This window comes from Psychromonas sp. B3M02 (genome assembly GCF_003318165.1).
In the GTDB taxonomy this organism is placed as follows: Bacteria; Pseudomonadota; Gammaproteobacteria; order Enterobacterales; family Psychromonadaceae; genus Psychromonas.
Genome location: NZ_QOCB01000001.1, coordinates 1 through 17,638 on the forward strand (window position 1 = coordinate 1; position 17,638 = coordinate 17,638).

Here is a 17,638-nt window from a genome sequence, read left to right on the forward strand (position 1 = left end):
TTTAGATCAGTTATTTAATAAAATTGGTATAACCTAGTCAATTGCTCAATTGAAAAGTCACTAGTTGAGGTGTGTGATCGGATGCATTAGTAGGAATACTTCGTGCATTGGTGACAGTTAAGCCGCTATAAAAAACATGGTCTAAGGGCTTATCAAATATCTTCAGCCTGTTATCCGTGGTAAAAGTCACTTCATTTAACGCTAATTCTGTTAATGCTTTAACAACCGCCGATGTTCGAGCTTCGCTCCATGTATTAAAATCACCGGTAACGATCATTGGGCCTTGATGAGTTTTAATTAAGGTGAGGTAAGGGCTTAATTGTTCGGTTAATGGTGTTGTAGTGAGAGTGAAATTCACTGCATGTAGGTTCACTAACAATAAGGTATCTGTCGTTCCTTGCATCGGGTAAGTTGATGCCAAGGCACTTTTAGGGATACGGCTCCAAGGTTCAGTATAAAGCGTGCCACATAATTGTTGTGCAGATACTCGGCTTAAGGTGTTTACTCCGTAATTGAGCTGCTGATATTGAAAGGCCACATTTTGTAAGCTGGATAAATTTTGTTGCTGTGCAAAGCTTATCAAGGTGCTGTTATATTTGGCCTCTTGTAAAGTAATTAAATCAACTTGTGTTGCCCATTTGTTTAATTGAGTATCCCATCCAACACTCTGCTGTTTATAGATATTCCAGTTTAATAAAGAAAAGGTACTAGGTAACACCTTGTTGGGATTATTGATGGATTGATCATTGAAGGCGGGGCAGGTTGCCGTAAAGTACCTTTGTTGTTGATTAATAATAGTCGTTTCATTTGGTGAATGAAGTAATGAAGGACTAATCGCAAACCATAAAGAGATCGTCACTATTATGATCAGGGAAGTGATGATCTGTTTTCTACTAAAATTAACTCGCATTTTGTTTTGCCTTAAATAAAAACTGCACGATAAATGCCCATCTGTATGAAGGAAATGTGATATTGGTTCTGTATGCTCAGGTTGTTATTGATAGCCAGTGTCTATACAGGGTATATTATGAATCCCATTAACTAATTTAAGAAACTATTATGCCATTAGAAAGAACACTTTCCATGATTAAACCTGATGCTGTTGGTAAACAACTAATTGGCACGATCTTACAACGATTTGAACAAGCAGGTTTTACTGTTGTTGCTGCAAAACTAATGCAATTAACACGTGAACAAGCTGAGGGATTTTATGCTGAACATGAAGGCCGTGATTTTTATGAACCATTAATTGAGTTCATGACATCAGGTCCAACCATGGCATTGGTATTACAGGGTGAAGATATCATTCCAGCTTACCGTGAGTTAATTGGTAAAACTGACCCAACACAAGCAGCTGCTGGTACTATTCGTGCGGACTTTGCGGAGTCTACACGTTTAAATGCGGTACATGGTTCTGATAGCCCAGAGTCTGCTGCGCGTGAAATTGCTTACTTCTTTGTTGATGAAGAGATTTGCGTTAAAGCATAAGCAATTTGATATCCTTCATATCGGTTAATATGGCTAAAGGTATCTTTTGTTTAATAACCTCCTGCCAGCAGATTAATCACTGTGAATGATCACCTATAGTCAGTATCGTCATTATTAATTCTCTTGATGATACTTACTATTTATCCGCATAATCTATAACAATAATAATTAAGGCATTTATGAGTGACGTGATCACATTGATGGAACAAGTTCCCTCTTTCTATTTTGGGTTTGTTTTAATCTTAGGTTTATTGGTTGGTTCATTTTTGAATGTTGTGATTTATCGCTTACCTGTCATGATGCAGCGAAGTTGGGAAGCAGATTGTGCAGAAACCTTTCCCGATAGTAATATCAAAGTCGATGATTCCACCTTTAATTTAGTCCTGCCTCGTTCTCGTTGTCCTAAGTGTAACCACTTAATTGGCTCGCTGGAAAATATTCCTTTAGTTAGCTGGTTGCTACAAAAAGGCCGTTGCAAGCACTGTGACTGCAAAATTCCTGCGCGTTATCCAAGTATAGAGCTATTAACTGGCTTAATGTCATTAGCAGTCGCTTATATTATCCCTTTTGGTTGGCCTGTTTTATTTGCATTATTGTTCACTTGGACACTGATCAGTTTAACTTTCATTGATGTCGATACCATGCTTTTGCCTGATCAGTTAACTTTACCTCTAGTATGGTTAGGTTTACTGGTGAATATGTCTGGTACCTTCACAGGGCTCCAGGATGCTGTTTTAGGCGCCGTTTTTGGTTACTTGACCCTTTGGTCAATCTATTGGGCGTTTAAGCTTCTGACGGGCAAGGAGGGCATGGGATACGGTGATTTTAAGTTACTAGCTGCATTAGGCGCATGGTTTGGCTGGCAAGCACTGCCTTTAATTATTATTCTTTCTTCGTTCGCTGGTGCCATTCTCGGTATCATTATGATCGCCACCTCTAAGGATAAACAAAGTAAACCTATGCCTTTTGGACCATACTTAGCGATAGCTGGTTGGGTTTATTTAGTTTACGGCGTGCAACTGACTGATCTCTATCTATCATTGATTCTTTAATCCCATGAATACTGAACATTATACTGACCATGACTGGATGCAATACGCATTAACCTTAGCTGATAAAGCTGAAGCATTAGGTGAGATCCCGGTTGGTGCTGTGTTGGTTAAAGATAATCAAATTGTTGGAGAAGGGTGGAACTTATCGATTATCGAACATAATGCTTGTGCCCACGCCGAGGTGAATGCCATTGCCAAGGCTGGACAATATTTACAAAACTACCGCCTTATTGATTGCACTTTGTATGTGACTTTAGAGCCTTGCCCTATGTGTGCAGGAGCGATTGTACATTCTCGTATTAAGCGCTTAGTTTATGGTGCTGGAGATTATAAAACTGGCGCAGCGGGGAGTGTGTTTGATTTAGTGCGCAATGAACAATTAAATCATCAAGTCGAGGTGACTGCTGGTGTTGATGCTGAGCAATGTGCCACAAAAATAAGTGATTTTTTTAAGCGACGTCGTAAAGAGAAAAAAGCACTCAAAAAGGAGCAAAAGAATGAGCAGCAAAGTGGTGAATTTTGAAATAGAAAAAGAAACCAAGAACAGTGTACGCTACAAAGAAGTGCCGGAAGATGGACAAGCGCCTATAGTTGGCAGTTTATATCTACAAAAGTGGTTTGCAGGAAACAGTAAGCATATTCAAGTTACTATTGAAAAGAAAGATTAACCAGACCCAGGTCTGGGGAATCAATAAGGCATAAATACGGCATTGCATCATAGGTTATAACGCCTTTATTCATTTGAGAATAAAGGCGTTTTTTGTTGTGTACTTAAATGGATTTAGTCGCTGTAGGCTTAATTTCATTATTAATAATGGTTTTATTCGTTTGTTTGTTCGCTTGTTTTTTGGCGAAATAAGTACTTAATAAAGATCCTGATAATGATGTCAGTATGATCAATCCCATTAACAAATATTGTGTAGAGCTAAATTTCTCCCCGACTAATAATAATCCCATCAAGATCCCGGCAATCGGGTTACTGATTCCTGCAAAGGTAAACTCGACGACTGTCATTCTACTTAACATCCAGACATATAAGGTGTAAGCCAACATGGTATTAAGTACGATCAACCAAATTAATCCGCCAATATTTAGCGGACTAATATTCTGTAATGCAGTAAGGTATTGAGCTGGTGAAGATAAAGCATGCATTATTGCGATCACGGTTAAAATACTACCACCTATAATTAACTGCCAACATAATACCGGCCACCAATGCATTTTTAAGCCTAGGCTTTTCGTTATATTGCTGCCAATCACAATACAACCCAGCGCACATAACATGGCAACTAAACCAACAGGGTTCAGTTTGAGGTGCAAGGGATCAAATAACAACCAAGCGAGTGTGATGAGTGTAGCACCTGAAATTAGTTGTACTTTAGTCGGCGTATTCTTATGCACTAGCCAATAATAAAACATCGCAAAAACAGGTAAAGAAACCATGCCTACACCAGAAATAGCTGACGGCAATGTTTGCGCCATAATAAATAATAGGCCGAAAAAGAGCGCGATGTTGATACAACCTAAGCGTATTAATACAGGCCACTCTTTTGGCTTTGGTAAGTTAGGTTTAAAGGCAATCAGTAATAATCCTGCTGGCAATGCACGTAAGGCGCCTAATAAGAGAGGAGGCCATCCCGATAAAGTGTACTGTGTGACTGCATAGGTTGTACCCCAAAAAAATGCAGCTACCATTGCCAAAATTACGTTCATTGATGTTGCTCTTAAAATAAAAAGGGTGAGCACTCTGCCTATTTTTAACCCATTTGTACAGTAAACTATTTTGCTATCGTGGCCTTGGTTGGGATAAATCAAAGATGGGACTTTCTAAGTGTTTGATCTGTTTGTAGAACAAACACTTCAACGCTGGCTTTTTATTTTATTAATTTATAGCTGTTTTTGTGAGCACAGAGACAAGTTATTTTGTAAATGTGTCAGTAAATCTGTTCGCTTCATAATACCGATAAGTTTGTCACCTTTGACAACGGGAAAAATGTTATCTGATAAGTGCTGAGTTTTAATTGCCACTTCAGAAAGATCTTCATCGGCATTAAATGTACTAAAGCTTGTGGTCATCACGTTATCAACTTGTACCGGTTTATCACAATGGTAAGCACTGCTTAATAATGCTTTTTGACAACCAATGAGGGATACCATTCCAAGTAGCTTCTTATCTACATTAACTACTGGCAACTGTGATTGTTGGCTACTAATCAATGTTTTAACGATATCAGTTAGCGAGGTGTGACACTGTAATGTGATTGGTTTGTTGTGCATTATTTGGCTAACTGTTTTTTTGCTCATGGAAGTGCCCTTATCTTTATTGAGAGTTTATGAAGAGCATCTTAAAGCAAACTTTAAGATTGTCTAAGTCGATTGTTTTTATTAAATTGATAGGTTTTATGTTTTTATTTGTTTGAAGCTTTGAGAAATGTTTCATTTCGAAGGTGATGGAGTATGAATTTATGAGGGGAAGCTGAGAGGATTGTTCTCCTCTCAGCGGTTTTATTTAATTATGGGGTATCAGTTGTTTCTGTTTGCTCTTCAGCTAATTTAGCCTCAACTTCTGCTTTTTTCTCAGCGGCTAGTTTTGCGGCTGCTTCAGCTTTTTGCTCCGCAGCTAGTTTCGCGGCTGCTTCTGCTTCAGCTTTTTGCTCCGCAGCTAGTTTAGCCGCCGCATCAGCTTTGGCTTTTTCCGCTGCTTCTAAGGCTGCTTGTTTGGCTTTTTCAGCAGCTAACTCTGCTTGCTTCTTGGCTTCTTTATCAGCTATTATTCTAGCTTGATTTTCAGCTTCAATTGCAGCTTGGCGTTGTTCTTCAGCTAAGGCTTCTTCTTCAAGTTTCTTTTGCTTTTCTAGCTCAATCGCAGCTAACCTTTCCTCTTCAGCTTTAGCAATGGCGGCTAATCTTGCTTCTTCCGCTTTTTGTTCTTCTGCTAATTTTAAGGCTTTTTCTTGCTCTTGTGCATGCCAGGTTAAGGTTTCTAAATATTCTCGAATATTATCAACATAATGTTTAGCTTCTCGGCCTCGGGCATAGCCGTAACGGGTTTTGGTGTACCATTTTCGTTCATGGAGTAGTGGTAGGTTTTCTTTCACTTCTGCCCATGAATCTGGATTTTGACCTTTCATTTTGGTGATCCTACGAACATCTAGCAAGTGGCCTAAACCAATATTGTAGGAAGCCAATGCAAACCAAATTCGTTCATCTTCTGGAATACTTTCCGGTAATCGTTTAATTAATTGCGTGAGGTATTTCGCACCACCTTGAATGCTTTGCTCGGCGTTCAAACGGTTTTTAATCCCAACAAATTTAGCGGTATCTAGGGTCAGCATCATCATGCCTCGTACACCCGTTGGTGACGTCGCTTTCGGATTCCAATGTGACTCTTGGTAACTGATTGATGCGAGCAACAACCAAGGCACTTCAGGGGTGGCATATTGTTTAAATAAAGTTTCATATTTAGGTAAGCGGCTATCAATGCGTTTTAAGAAAATACGGGTATCTACGTAATCAAAATCACCGATATGACCAAAGTATTTCTCTTCCACTTTAGCAATGGTGCCTGAGTTATATTGATTACCCATAAACTCAATCATAGCGGAATACAAAGAGTCATCTTGTGCTTTACGAATTAACCAAGCGACAGGTTGTTTTTCATAAATAGTGAAGGCTTCGGCAAGCGCTGGATAATAGCGTTGTTTTTGTGCCAAGGTAGTACTGTCAACAATCGCATATCTAATCTCTTTTTGAGCGACCTTTTGTAGTAGCGACTCTTGATCTTCATTTTCTAAGACATTAATGACTAGGTCAGGGTGATCAACTAACGAAGCTTTAATATTCTCTTCATGACTACTGCCTTTTAATACATTAACTGGGGCGTCGATATCTGCAATATCACGAGGACGGTAGGTACCTTTGTGATAAACCAAGGTTTGCGATAAATAGTAATAAGGTGGAGAGCTACGATATTTCTCTGCTCGCTTGGGCGTTAAGGTTAATCCTGCCCCTGCAAAATCAATTTCATTGTCTTCTAAAGCTGAAAATAGCGAGTCTAGATCGTCATATTCTTTGATGATTAATTTAAGGTGTAAATACTTAGCAAATTTTTTACCTAGCTCGTAATCTAAACCACTGTAATTATCACCGTCAAAACTGTAGGTCAGCGCGCTATTCATGGTGCCCATAATTAACGTCTGACGTGCCTGCATATCTTCAAGATCTGTTGTTGGAGTGACCGGGTTACAAGCGGTTAACAAAAAGAGAAAAATGGCGCTAAAAAACAGCTGTAACTTAAACGTTATAGCAGTGAGAAAAACAGGTTTATTCATAAAAGTGTAGCCGATCCAGTGAGTCGAATTGGTAGATTATCCAAGAAACGATTTAAATATCTATTTATTTACCAATTATCAGGTTTATTTATGACAGACTATAGAGTGTTTCTATTTAATAAAAAATGCTTTTCTTTTATAATATTGAGCTAAACCCAAGTTCATTTATTTATCCAACGAGAGTAATAACCTATGGAAATTTTGCGTGGGGCACCTGCCTTATCGACATTTCGTGTTAACCAGTTGTTGAAAAACTGTGAAGTGTTAGATTTACCTGTAACAGGCATTTATGCTGAATTTATGCATGCTGCAGATCTATCTGATTCTTTAAATGACCAAGAGTTAGCTGTATTACAAAAGCTATTAACTTACGGACCTAAAATTGCAGAGCATGACCCAGTGGGCACTTTGTTATTTGTTACACCACGCCCAGGCACTATTTCGCCTTGGTCTTCAAAAGCAACGGACATTGCTAAAAATTGTGGTCTTACCAAATTAAAACGTTTAGAGCGTGGTATCGCTTATTACGTTGAAACTAAAACAGAGTTAAATGAACAACAAATTCAAGCGTTAACTAGCCTATTGCATGACCGCATGATGGAAGTAGTGTTAACGTCGTTGGAAGATGCGGCGACTTTATTTGTACAAGGTACGCCAGGCAAAATGACCAGTGTTGATGTGTTAGGTGAAGGCCGTAGCGCATTAGAAACTGCCAATGTGAACTTAGGTTTAGCACTTGCCGATGATGAAATCGATTACTTAGTTGAAAACTTTATTAAGTTAGAACGTAACCCTAACGATATCGAACTAATGATGTTTGCACAGGCAAACTCAGAGCATTGTCGTCACAAAATATTTAATGCTGATTGGACCATCGATGGTCAAAAACAGCCTAAATCATTATTCAAAATGATTCGTAACACACACGAATTACACCCAGAGCATGTGTTGTCTGCTTATAAAGATAATGCCGCGGTAATGGAAGGTTACCAAGCAGGGCGTTTCTTCCCAAGTGTTGATGACCGTGAATTTGGTTACCATCACGAAGATATCGATATCTTAATGAAGGTTGAAACACATAACCATCCAACGGCTATCTCGCCATTCCCAGGTGCTGCAACGGGCTCTGGTGGTGAAATCCGTGATGAAGGCGCAACAGGTATCGGCTCTAAACCTAAAGCTGGTTTAGTGGGTTTCTCTGTGTCTAACTTACGTATTCCAAGCTTTGAGCAAGCATGGGAAACTGATTTTGGTAAGCCAAGCCGTATTGTGTCAGCTTTAGACATTATGTTAGAAGCACCGTTAGGTGGTGCAGCATTCAACAATGAGTTTGGCCGTCCTAATATCCTGGGTTACTTCCGTACCTATGAAGAGAAGGTAGATAGCCATAACGGTAGCGAGATCCGTGGTTACCACAAGCCAATTATGCTTGCTGGTGGTTTAGGTAACATTCGCCGTGAACATGTGCAGAAAAAAGATATTCCAGTTGGCGCGAAATTGATCGTGTTAGGTGGCCCTGCTATGAACATTGGTTTAGGTGGTGGTGCTGCTTCTTCAATGGATTCAGGTGCTTCTTCAGAAAACTTAGATTTTGCTTCAGTACAACGTGAAAATCCAGAAATGGAACGTCGTTGTCAGGAAGTGATCGATCGTTGTTGGCAGATGGGGGAAAATAACCCAATTCAATTTATTCACGATGTAGGTGCGGGTGGTTTATCTAACGCGATGCCTGAATTAGTGGATGATGGCGGCCGTGGTGGAATCTTCGATTTACGTGCAATTCCAAACGATGAGAAGAGCATGGCACCACATGAAATCTGGTGTAATGAATCTCAAGAACGTTACGTAATGGCAGTTAAGCCTGAAAACCTAGCTACTTTTGAAGCGATTTGTAAGCGTGAACGTGCACAATACGCGGTGATTGGTACGGCTACTGAAGAACTACATTTAACACTAAACGATCCTGAGTTTGACAACAAACCCATCGATATGCCATTAGAAGTGTTATTGGGTAAAGCGCCTAAAATGCACCGTGATGTTCAATCACAAACGGCTAAAGGTAAAGCATTAGACCTATCTGGCGCTAGTGTGAAAGAAGCGGCAGAACGTTTATTACGTCTACCTTCAATCGCAGAAAAAACCTTCTTGATCACCATCGGTGACCGTACTGTAACGGGTTTAGTCGCGCGTGATCAAATGGTTGGTCCTTGGCAGGTACCTGTTGCCGATTGTGCGGTAACAGCAGCGAGTTACGATACATACTTTGGTGAGTCAATGGCGCTGGGTGAACGTACGCCAGTTGCATTACTTAACTTTGGTGCGTCTGCTCGTTTAGCAGTGGCTGAATCAATTACTAATATCGCTTGTTCTGATATTGGTGATTTCAAACGCATTAAACTCTCTGCTAACTGGATGTCTGCAACGGGTCACCCTGGTGAAGATGCTGGTTTATACGAAGCAGTGAAAGCGGTTGGCGAAGAGTTATGTCCTGAATTAGAGCTTACTATTCCAGTAGGTAAAGATTCAATGTCAATGAAAACACGCTGGCAGGAAGAAGATGGTAGCGATAAAGAGGTGACATCACCATTATCATTAATCATCACTGCATTTGGTGCGGTACGTGACATCCGTAATACGGTGACACCGCAATTACGTACAGACCAAGGTGAAACTGACCTGATCCTAATCGACTTAGGTAATGGTAAAAACCGTTTAGGTGGTTCATCACTAGCACAAGTTTACAAACAGTTAGGTGAAACAACGCCGGATCTAGATAGCCCTGAATTGTTAAAAGGCTTCTTTAACTCAGTGCAAAGTTTATTAGCTGATAAGAAACTATTAGCTTATCACGATAGAAGTGACGGTGGTTTATTCTCAACAATCACTGAAATGGCCTTTGCTGGACACTGTGGTGTAACTGTTAAGCTTGATCAAGTGGGTAGTAATGATTTCTCTGCATTGTACTCGGAAGAGTTAGGTGCGGTCATTCAGGTTAAACGTGAAGATAAAGAAGCAGTACTAAATACCTTGGCTGGACACGGTTTATCGTCTAACTCATTAGTGATTGGTTCAATCAATGAGACAGACCAAATTGAATTCCTACGTGATGGTGTTGAAGTCTTAACTGCTAAACGTGCTGAGTTCCGTGGTATTTGGGCTGAAACAACACTGAAAATGCAATCATTACGTGATAACTCTGAATGTGCACAACAAGAGTTTGACCTTAAATTAGATGATAAAGATCCTGGTCTATCAACTAAGTTAACGTTTGATATCAATGAAGATGTTGCAGCGCCTTATATTGCTAAAGGTGTTAAACCGCGTATGGCTATCTTGCGTGAGCAAGGTGTTAACTCGCAACAAGAGATGGCAGCAGCCTTTAACCGTGCTGGTTTCTCTGCGATTGACGTACATATGAGTGATATCCTATCGGGTAATGTTCAATTAGATAGCTTTGCTGGTTTAGTCGCTTGTGGTGGTTTCTCTTACGGTGACGTACTAGGTGCTGGTGAAGGTTGGGCTAAGTCTATTCTGTTCAATGAGCAGGCGCGTAATCAGTTCCAAACTTTCTTTGAGCGTGAAAACTCATTTGCATTAGGTGTGTGTAACGGTTGTCAGATGTTATCAAACCTGAATGAGTTAATTCCGGGATCTGATCTATGGCCGCGTTTTGTACGCAATAACTCAGAGCGTTTTGAAGCACGCTTTAGTTTAGTAGAAGTACAAAAATCTAACTCGCTATTCTTAAATGATATGGCGGGTTCGCAAATGCCTATCGCAGTGTCTCACGGTGAAGGTCGTGTGGAAGTGAAAGACAGCTCACACCTTGCTGCGATTGAAGCAAGTGGCTCTGTAGCATTACGCTTTATCGATAACTACGGTAATAACACGGAAACTTACCCATCTAACCCAAATGGTTCGCCAAATGGCATTACGGGTCTAACGTCTAAGGATGGTCGTGTCACTATCATGATGCCTCACCCTGAGCGTGTATTCAGAACGGTTGCTAACTCTTGGCATCCAGATGAATGGAAAGAAGATAGCCCATGGATGCGTATGTTCAGAAATGTGCGCAAACAATTAGGTTAAAAATAATTAATCAATAAAAGGGAGCGTAAAGCTCCCTTTTTGTGTTCTAATGAACGACTGTTATTATATTAATGGTATTAACTCAAAGCATTTGTAGTAGTGCAGTTTGTTAATGTTATTGTTTCGTCATGGAGGGCAGTTCGGTTGTCTAGTCAAATCAGTAAGGTTTTATACATAGGTGATAATGTACAGTTAGTCAAAGCCTTATTACCCATCAATACAGCGTTTGGTGCAGCAAATCTTACCCACTGTCATTGTGTTAATGGTCTTGAGGAAATGTTGCAAGAGCAATATTTCGATTACTTCATTTGTGAAGTCCCTATCTCAGGGGGATTAAAAGAACGTATAAAACAGCTTTACCCTGTATTAGAGTGTATCTATTTATCAAGCCAAGAAGAGGGCAATGCAACGTCCGCATGCTTTACTGACGCTAAAGCAAAAGATTGTATTTCAGATGAAATTAAATCAACGCTTAACTGTATTAGCATTCCTATTTATTACAAAAGTAATGATGGTTTAATCATCGCTTGTAACTCTTATTTCTCTAATATTTTTGGAGACACCCCTGACAACTTGGTTGGTAAACAACTGCAGTCGCTTTTACCTTGTACCGTTGAAGCGCAGTTAACGCAGGAAAATGAAACAAGAAAATCCACGCAACCGTTAGTGTTAGAGTGCAATCTGACAGAGTGTTGTGGTGACCAAGGTGAGTTTTTATTACGAGAAGAAGTCGACCTGGATTGTAATATGCGTGTTGGTATGCTCTTTGATATTTCAGAGATGAAGGCCGCTAAAGCTGAAGTTGAGAAAGAGCGTGTCATGTTGCGCGCTACCGCTGACTTATCTCAAGATCTTATCTTCTTTAAAGATCTAGATAGTCGCTTCATTGGTTGTAATAAACAGTTCGAAAAATTTGTTGGTTGTTCAGAAGCAGAGATTATCGGTAAAGCAGATGATGAGCTGTTTGAAATCAATCAGGCGAGAATGTGTCAGGCTCAAGACGCTCAAGTGATGAGCAACAATGAAAGCTATGCAAGCAATGAATATTTAACTTATAACAATGGCGAAAAGCATTTTATCTTTATGCAAAAAGTGCCATTAAGAGATAAGAATGGTCAGGTTCAAGGCCTCTTTGCTATTGGTCGTGATATCACAGAGCAAAGCATGATCGAGAAGCAGCTAAGATTGACCAACGTGGTGTTTGAAAACAGCCGTGATGGTATCCTAGTGACAGATAATACTGGATTAGTGATCACCGCTAACGATGCTTGTTTCAGTGTTTCTGGTTACTCAAAAGAGGAACTGATCAACGTTAATATTACCTCTTTTGCTGATGGTTTTGACTCTTGTACACTATTTGATGATATTGAAGTCGGGCTTAAAAAAGAGGGCAAGTGGCAAGGTAATGTGCGTTTCTATACGAAGATGGGTTATCTTGGTTATTTCTGGTTAGAAGTAAATGAAGTGAAACACGGTGATGACAACATGAATAACCGTGTATTTATTTTCACTGATTTAACGCAAAACAAAGATTACGAAGCGAAGATTCAATACCTGTCTAAACATGATTCACTGACCGGATTAAATAACCGTATTGCACTGTTTACTCACCTAGAGAAAGCAATCGCCCGCGCTAATCACAAACAGACCGCTATTGGTGTCTTACATATCGAAATTAAGGGGATCAAAGCCGTTAATGAGCGTTATGGCCATAATAAAGGTGATGTTATCTTTAGAGGTATTGCTAAACGCCTTAAAGAGCTGGCTTCAGATAAAGATATTATTGCTCGTGTTAGTGATGACCAGTTTGCACTAGTGATTGAAGAGTTAGAAAACGAACAGGTAGTGGCGTTAATTGCTCGCCAAATTGCTCAGCAGTTCTCTGGTACGGTTACCATGGAAGGCATTGCAGTTAATTTGACGACTTCCATCGGGATCAGTATTTGTCCTGATGATGGTTCAGATGTAGATAGTATTTTAACTAATGCGGAAAATGCCATGTACCGCAGTAAAAATGATAAAAGTAGCGCTTATCACTTTTACACAAATGAATTAACTATTAATTCTACGCACCAATTAGCCTTGGAGAATGAGTTAAAATTAGCGCTTACTGAGGATCAGTTTGATGTCTATTACCAACCTCAATATGACTTAAATAAACGTCAAATTGTTGCGGTAGAGTGTGTGTTTAGATGGCATCATCCTGAACATGGTACTTTATTACCTGAGCGTTTCTTAATGTTAGCAGAGCAATCAGGTTTGATGGCTGAACTTGGTTTGAATATGTTTACCAAAGCCGCTCAGCAAGCCATGAAGTGGCATAATGCAGGGATCAATTTTGGTCGAATTGCGCTCAATTTATCGAAAGCCGAGTTATCGCAATTATCGTTAATCGCCTCTATTCAGAAAATATTCTTGGATACCGGTGCTAAAGCGGGATGGTTTGAGTTTGAAATTGAAGAAAGCTTGTTCAGTAATGACCTGTATACCATTCAAGATAATCTTTTAAATCTGAGTCGTTTAGGGATCTCCTTTACCGTTGATGGTTTTGGTGCAGAGCGCTCAGTGTTGTACTCTATTGATAAACTTAATATTGATAAGTTTAAAATATCTAAACACTTCATCCAAGGAGTACCGGGGTATTTAGCTGGAGAGGCGATGCTTAAATCTGTATTTGTGTTAGCGGACTCTTTAGGTATTGATGTGGTGGGTGACACCATTGAAAGTGACCCTCGGGAGCAATTGATAAACGAACATCAATTTATATCAGATAAAAACCAATCTCCTAAAGAGGCAATGACCGCGTCGGAAGCGACCTTTTACTTAAGATGTCATAAACGTAAATAACTGACTTACCCTTTGACCACAGTAGGCTAGCTAAAAATAACTATCCTATTGTGGCAGTTTTGATACCATCCGCATAACCCATTAACCTCCATTCTGGTTAACTTTCATTTTCATCGATAGGATAGTAATGCCAAACCTAAACATTAATATGAGCTGGTTAGAAAGCGAGGTTTACCTTGTGCTTTCTGCTACCTTATATTTTAGTTTTTTAACGTTAATTACATTGCGCGTGATCATTAAGCGTAAGCCAATAGGTGTATCTCTTGCCTGGTTATTTTTAATTTTTGCCGTGCCTTTAGCCGGCATGATCGGATACTTAATTTTTGGTGAGTTAAACCTAGGAGCAAAGCGCAGTAAGCGCCGAAAGTTGCTTTCCGGTGCGTTTTTAAAGTGGATAGAAGAGCAGGCAAATACTTACAAGCAAGATAAAGAGTTAATCAGCGAAAATGCACATTCAATGCAATCTTTTGTTGAATCCTACACCAATATGCCCATGGTGAAAGGAAATAAACATACCTTATTAACCACCACGGACGATATTCTATTAGAGCTAACCAAAGAGATTAGAGAGGCTAAAAAGCATTGTTATTTAATGTTTTATATTTGTAATAGCGGTGGCTTAGTAGACAAACTATTAGAGGAGTTAAAAGCAGCGGCACAACGTGGTGTTACCTGTAAGTTATTGTTAGATTCAGTAGGCAGTAGCGACTTTTTTAAATCTATTTTACCGGCTCAATTACGTAAAGCTGGAGTCGAGGTGGTAGAGGGCTTACCTGTAGGTGCATTCCGACTGTTATTCCAACGCCAAGATTTACGCTTACATCGCAAACTCGTTTGTATTGATGATCATATCGCCTATACCGGCAGCATGAACCTAGTAGACCCTGCTTACTTTAAAGTTGAGAAGGGCATTGGTGAATGGATTGATTTAATGGTGCGTTGTGAAGGCCCAATAGTGCAACATATGGAAGGCTTGTTTATCTGGGATTGGAGTTTAGAAACAGCTCAGAGTCTGGCTTTACCACCTGCGAATCGTTCACTGTTTCCTTTAGTGGGAGATGAAAACTCGCAGCTTATTCCATCGGGGCCTGAGTTCGGAAAAGTAGGTATTCACCAAGTATTGCTAACAGCGATCTATGAAGCTAAATATAGTTTGGTATTAACTTCTCCTTATTTCGTGCCAGATGAAAGTCTATTAACAGCTTTACAGGTTGCATCAATGCGAGGTGTAGACGTGAAAATTATCTTACCTGCTAAGAATGACTCGTTAATGGTCAAGTATGCATCACGTGCTTTCTTTGAAGACTTATTAAAAGCAGGCGTAGAGATCCATCAGTTTTATGGTGGTTTGTTACACAGTAAAAGCATTGTGATTGATGAAAAGTTAGCGCTGGTGGGGACGGTTAATCTAGACCTACGTAGTTTTTGGTTAAATTTTGAGATGACGATGTTGATTGATAATCCGAAGTTTGCAGGGGAGCTTCTGACTGCACAAATGCATTATACGTTAGCGTCTAATCAGCTGACTTTGGAGAAGTGGCGTAAGCGTCCTTTCTTTAAACGTATTTTAGAAGGTGTGTTATACCTGTTTAGTCCACTGTTGTAGGTTGATATTTTGTTATGAGTGTTTATCTAACTCAGTAACTAAGTAACTAAGTAACAAAGTATGTTAATTGTGTTTTAGCTCATCTTCGTTCGTCGAGTCTATGCCATATTTATTTACAGCTATTTCGCCATGTCAGCGTGTTACTTTTCTTTATTTGGGTTGGCTCATCTACGTTCGCCCGGTCTACTCCATATTTATTTGCAGTGGTTTCGCCATATCAGCGTGTTACTTTTTCTTTGTTTGGGTAAATTCAATTCATCATTTGAGATAAACCTAACGGCGGGGTTTTTATCGAGTTTGTTTTTCGTAATATGTGATGACTAGCTTTAACCTACTTGGTGGTTTACAACATGTCGCTTCTTCTGCCTCATTTAATGAATCCCTTGTTATCTCACTTTTGTTGATTGATAATATTTTATTGGCTTGAATTTCGATTGGCAGTTTGTGGCGCTGTTTTTAAAGGCATGTTTATGCAAATTTACGCAATAATGGATGAGAATTAATTTAATGAAAGATGTAAAAGGTGTGTTTCGTAACCTTGAAAAAATGCTCGAGAAAGCGAGTTGGTTTGATGATGGTTGGGAAATTTATAATCGTGGCAATTATATGCAACTCTCTAAACATAATTGGTTTAATCAAAATCAAGGTGGTATCCACTTTGAAACCTTTATTGAAGGTCCGCAAATTAAACAAAAGTCTTTTCCTATTTGTATGCACGTTGAAGAAGATTGTCCTTCTCAGTCTGAGTTTATTCGTCAATTTATGGCGTTAGAAGAGAAGCGCATTAAAAGTTGGAACGGTTACAAAAAGCTCGATAGTAGCTATGGTATTTGCCAACGTACCTTACCGCTTAATTTTAAAAACCTTGAACAACGTTTATTTGAAGAGTTTAACCGCCTTCGAGTGTTAGAAGAGAGCATTGATCAAGTGTTACTTGAAGTGCAATAAAGCGGGAATCAAGATGAAGAAAAGAAAAAGCCCTTGTATTGACCAATGTGATTTTTCTGGGAGTAAAGGTTGGTGTTTGGGATGTGGCAGAACCAGAAATGAATGTCAAAAATGGAAATCAATGACACCTTATAACATGACTATTCTGCAAAAAGAGCTTAAGAAAAGAATGCTAAAAATTAAGGTGGAAATTAGCTAAATCGGAAAGGCAGTTAAAAAACTATACCAATTATGTGTTGAGGTAGTTGGTTAAAATCTGCCTATCTAGCTCTGTAAAGAGTCATTAATTATAGATAGGCAGTTTGATTATTTAGAGGTTATCGCTAAAGGGGTTAGCAACAACCTGAATCAGTACAGCAATCACCACAAGCACAGCTTTCTGCACATTTACAGCTGTCTGTATTACAACAACACTCTGGTGTTTTTTTGTCTTCACAACATTTACATACTTCACTCATGCTTATTCTCCAGTTAGGTTAGGTCAGTACTACAGCACCGCCATTGATTTTCAAAACAATCTAGTAAATGACAATCCGTCTCTATGCTCTTGTTTGATCCACAAGAGTTTGAAAACACTTTTAATGCTTTAATCGTTGTCTGTAATTCAGAAATCTGTGTTTTAATTTCTTCAATTTTAGTTAACGACTTATGCTTCACAACCGATCGTGACTCACTACAACAATGATCGAAAACGAGAAACTCCTTAATTTCATCTAAGGAAAAACCAACGCCTTGAAGCTTTTTTACCAAACGAATGACACGAATATCTTCATTAGAGTAATGACGAAATCCATTCACTTTTTTAGGTTGCTCAATAATGGCTTTACGTTGGTAGTAGCGAATTTTTTCTACGCCAACATTGGCTGCTTTAGCCAGTACGCCAATGGTAATTGGTTTGTTCTCATTCATCGATAGCTCCTATCCTACACTCTGTACCTAGGTACAGAGTCCAGCAGGTTTTTTAAATAAAAGCAAAAATAATTGATATTGAACGTCGCATTTTGTCATCGCATGTAAATTAAGTTGTTTTTAGGGGCGCATGGCGAATTAACCGTCAGGTTAGTCTATGAGTGGTTAAGCTCTGCGCACCCTGTTTTTAGCTTGCGGGTTTTTGTGTTGTGTTAATACCAATCATAGTAAGTAACTGATCTATTTTACTTGTTAAAACAACTTATTTTTTCGTTGTAAGTTTCGTATAGGGAACAACCATTTACATCAACTTACGCCTCAAACTAAGCCATTTTTCCGGCGCAAAATTTAGATCAGTTATTTAATAC

At 39.3% G+C, this 17,638-nt stretch carries 15 protein-coding genes; 9 read left to right on the plus strand and 6 right to left on the minus strand.

Annotated features, from left to right (window positions below; genetic code table 11):
• Positions 1–37: 37 nt before the first annotated feature.
• Positions 38–910 (minus strand): endonuclease/exonuclease/phosphatase family protein, encoded by an 873-nt coding sequence (locus DS885_RS00005; RefSeq protein WP_113817356.1) that lies wholly within the window; start codon positions 908–910, stop codon positions 38–40.
• A 149-nt stretch (positions 911–1,059) separates the two neighbouring features.
• On the opposite strand from DS885_RS00005, the gene ndk reads away from it, so the two are divergent.
• The 4 genes from ndk to DS885_RS17475 all read left to right on the plus strand — a co-directional run bounded on the left by ndk (position 1,060) and on the right by DS885_RS17475 (position 3,208).
• Positions 1,060–1,488 carry a nucleoside-diphosphate kinase gene (ndk, locus tag DS885_RS00010; RefSeq protein ID WP_113817357.1) on the plus strand — a complete coding sequence of 143 codons (429 nt, stop codon included), beginning with the start codon at positions 1,060–1,062 and terminating at the stop codon, positions 1,486–1,488.
• Positions 1,489–1,667: 179 nt separating this feature from the next.
• Positions 1,668–2,540 carry a prepilin peptidase gene (locus DS885_RS00015; RefSeq protein ID WP_113817358.1) on the plus strand — a complete coding sequence of 291 codons (873 nt, stop codon included), beginning with the start codon at positions 1,668–1,670 and terminating at the stop codon, positions 2,538–2,540.
• A gap of 4 nt (positions 2,541–2,544) precedes the next feature.
• Entirely contained in the window at positions 2,545–3,063 is a 519-nt protein-coding gene (gene tadA / locus DS885_RS00020) for a tRNA adenosine(34) deaminase TadA (RefSeq protein ID WP_113817359.1), read from the plus strand.
• Positions 3,038–3,208 carry a hypothetical protein gene (locus DS885_RS17475; RefSeq protein WP_181817662.1) on the plus strand — a complete coding sequence of 57 codons (171 nt, stop codon included), beginning with the start codon at positions 3,038–3,040 and terminating at the stop codon, positions 3,206–3,208. The genes tadA and DS885_RS17475 overlap by 26 nt, the downstream gene beginning before the upstream one ends.
• Before the next feature lie 103 nt (positions 3,209–3,311).
• Here DS885_RS17475 and DS885_RS00025 read toward each other — a convergent pair whose 3' ends face one another.
• The 3 genes from DS885_RS00025 to mltF form a co-directional block, all read right to left on the minus strand.
• Positions 3,312–4,253 carry a DMT family transporter gene (locus DS885_RS00025; RefSeq protein WP_113817360.1) on the minus strand — a complete coding sequence of 314 codons (942 nt, stop codon included), beginning with the start codon at positions 4,251–4,253 and terminating at the stop codon, positions 3,312–3,314.
• A gap of 174 nt (positions 4,254–4,427) precedes the next feature.
• Positions 4,428–4,844 carry a CBS domain-containing protein gene (locus tag DS885_RS00030; RefSeq protein WP_113817361.1) on the minus strand — a complete coding sequence of 139 codons (417 nt, stop codon included), beginning with the start codon at positions 4,842–4,844 and terminating at the stop codon, positions 4,428–4,430.
• A gap of 209 nt (positions 4,845–5,053) precedes the next feature.
• Entirely contained in the window at positions 5,054–6,871 is a 1,818-nt protein-coding gene (mltF, locus tag DS885_RS00035; RefSeq protein ID WP_113817362.1) for a membrane-bound lytic murein transglycosylase MltF, read from the minus strand.
• A gap of 192 nt (positions 6,872–7,063) precedes the next feature.
• Between mltF and purL the strand changes: the two genes are divergently transcribed.
• The 5 genes from purL to DS885_RS00060 all read left to right on the plus strand — a co-directional run bounded on the left by purL (position 7,064) and on the right by DS885_RS00060 (position 16,560).
• Entirely contained in the window at positions 7,064–10,960 is a 3,897-nt protein-coding gene (gene purL, locus DS885_RS00040; RefSeq protein WP_113817363.1) for a phosphoribosylformylglycinamidine synthase, read from the plus strand.
• Between the two features lie 144 nt (positions 10,961–11,104).
• A complete protein-coding gene (locus DS885_RS00045; protein ID WP_113817364.1) occupies positions 11,105–13,807 on the plus strand; it encodes a sensor domain-containing protein in 2,703 nt (900 codons plus the stop codon).
• Positions 13,808–13,934: 127 nt separating this feature from the next.
• Positions 13,935–15,413: a cardiolipin synthase gene (gene cls, locus DS885_RS00050; protein ID WP_113817365.1), complete on the plus strand. Its 1,479-nt coding sequence runs from the start codon at positions 13,935–13,937 to the stop codon at positions 15,411–15,413.
• 507 nt (positions 15,414–15,920) lie between these two features.
• Entirely contained in the window at positions 15,921–16,361 is a 441-nt protein-coding gene (locus DS885_RS00055; RefSeq protein WP_113817366.1) for a hypothetical protein, read from the plus strand.
• A 13-nt stretch (positions 16,362–16,374) separates the two neighbouring features.
• Positions 16,375–16,560 (plus strand): DUF1289 domain-containing protein, encoded by a 186-nt coding sequence (locus tag DS885_RS00060; protein ID WP_113817367.1) that lies wholly within the window; start codon positions 16,375–16,377, stop codon positions 16,558–16,560.
• A gap of 133 nt (positions 16,561–16,693) precedes the next feature.
• Here the strand turns inward: DS885_RS00060 and DS885_RS17685 are convergent, their stop codons facing one another.
• Positions 16,694–16,819 (minus strand): hypothetical protein, encoded by a 126-nt coding sequence (locus DS885_RS17685; protein ID WP_258546801.1) that lies wholly within the window; start codon positions 16,817–16,819, stop codon positions 16,694–16,696.
• A 13-nt stretch (positions 16,820–16,832) separates the two neighbouring features.
• Positions 16,833–17,270: a MerR family transcriptional regulator gene (locus DS885_RS00065; protein WP_113817368.1), complete on the minus strand. Its 438-nt coding sequence runs from the start codon at positions 17,268–17,270 to the stop codon at positions 16,833–16,835.
• Positions 17,271–17,638 lie beyond the last annotated feature (368 nt).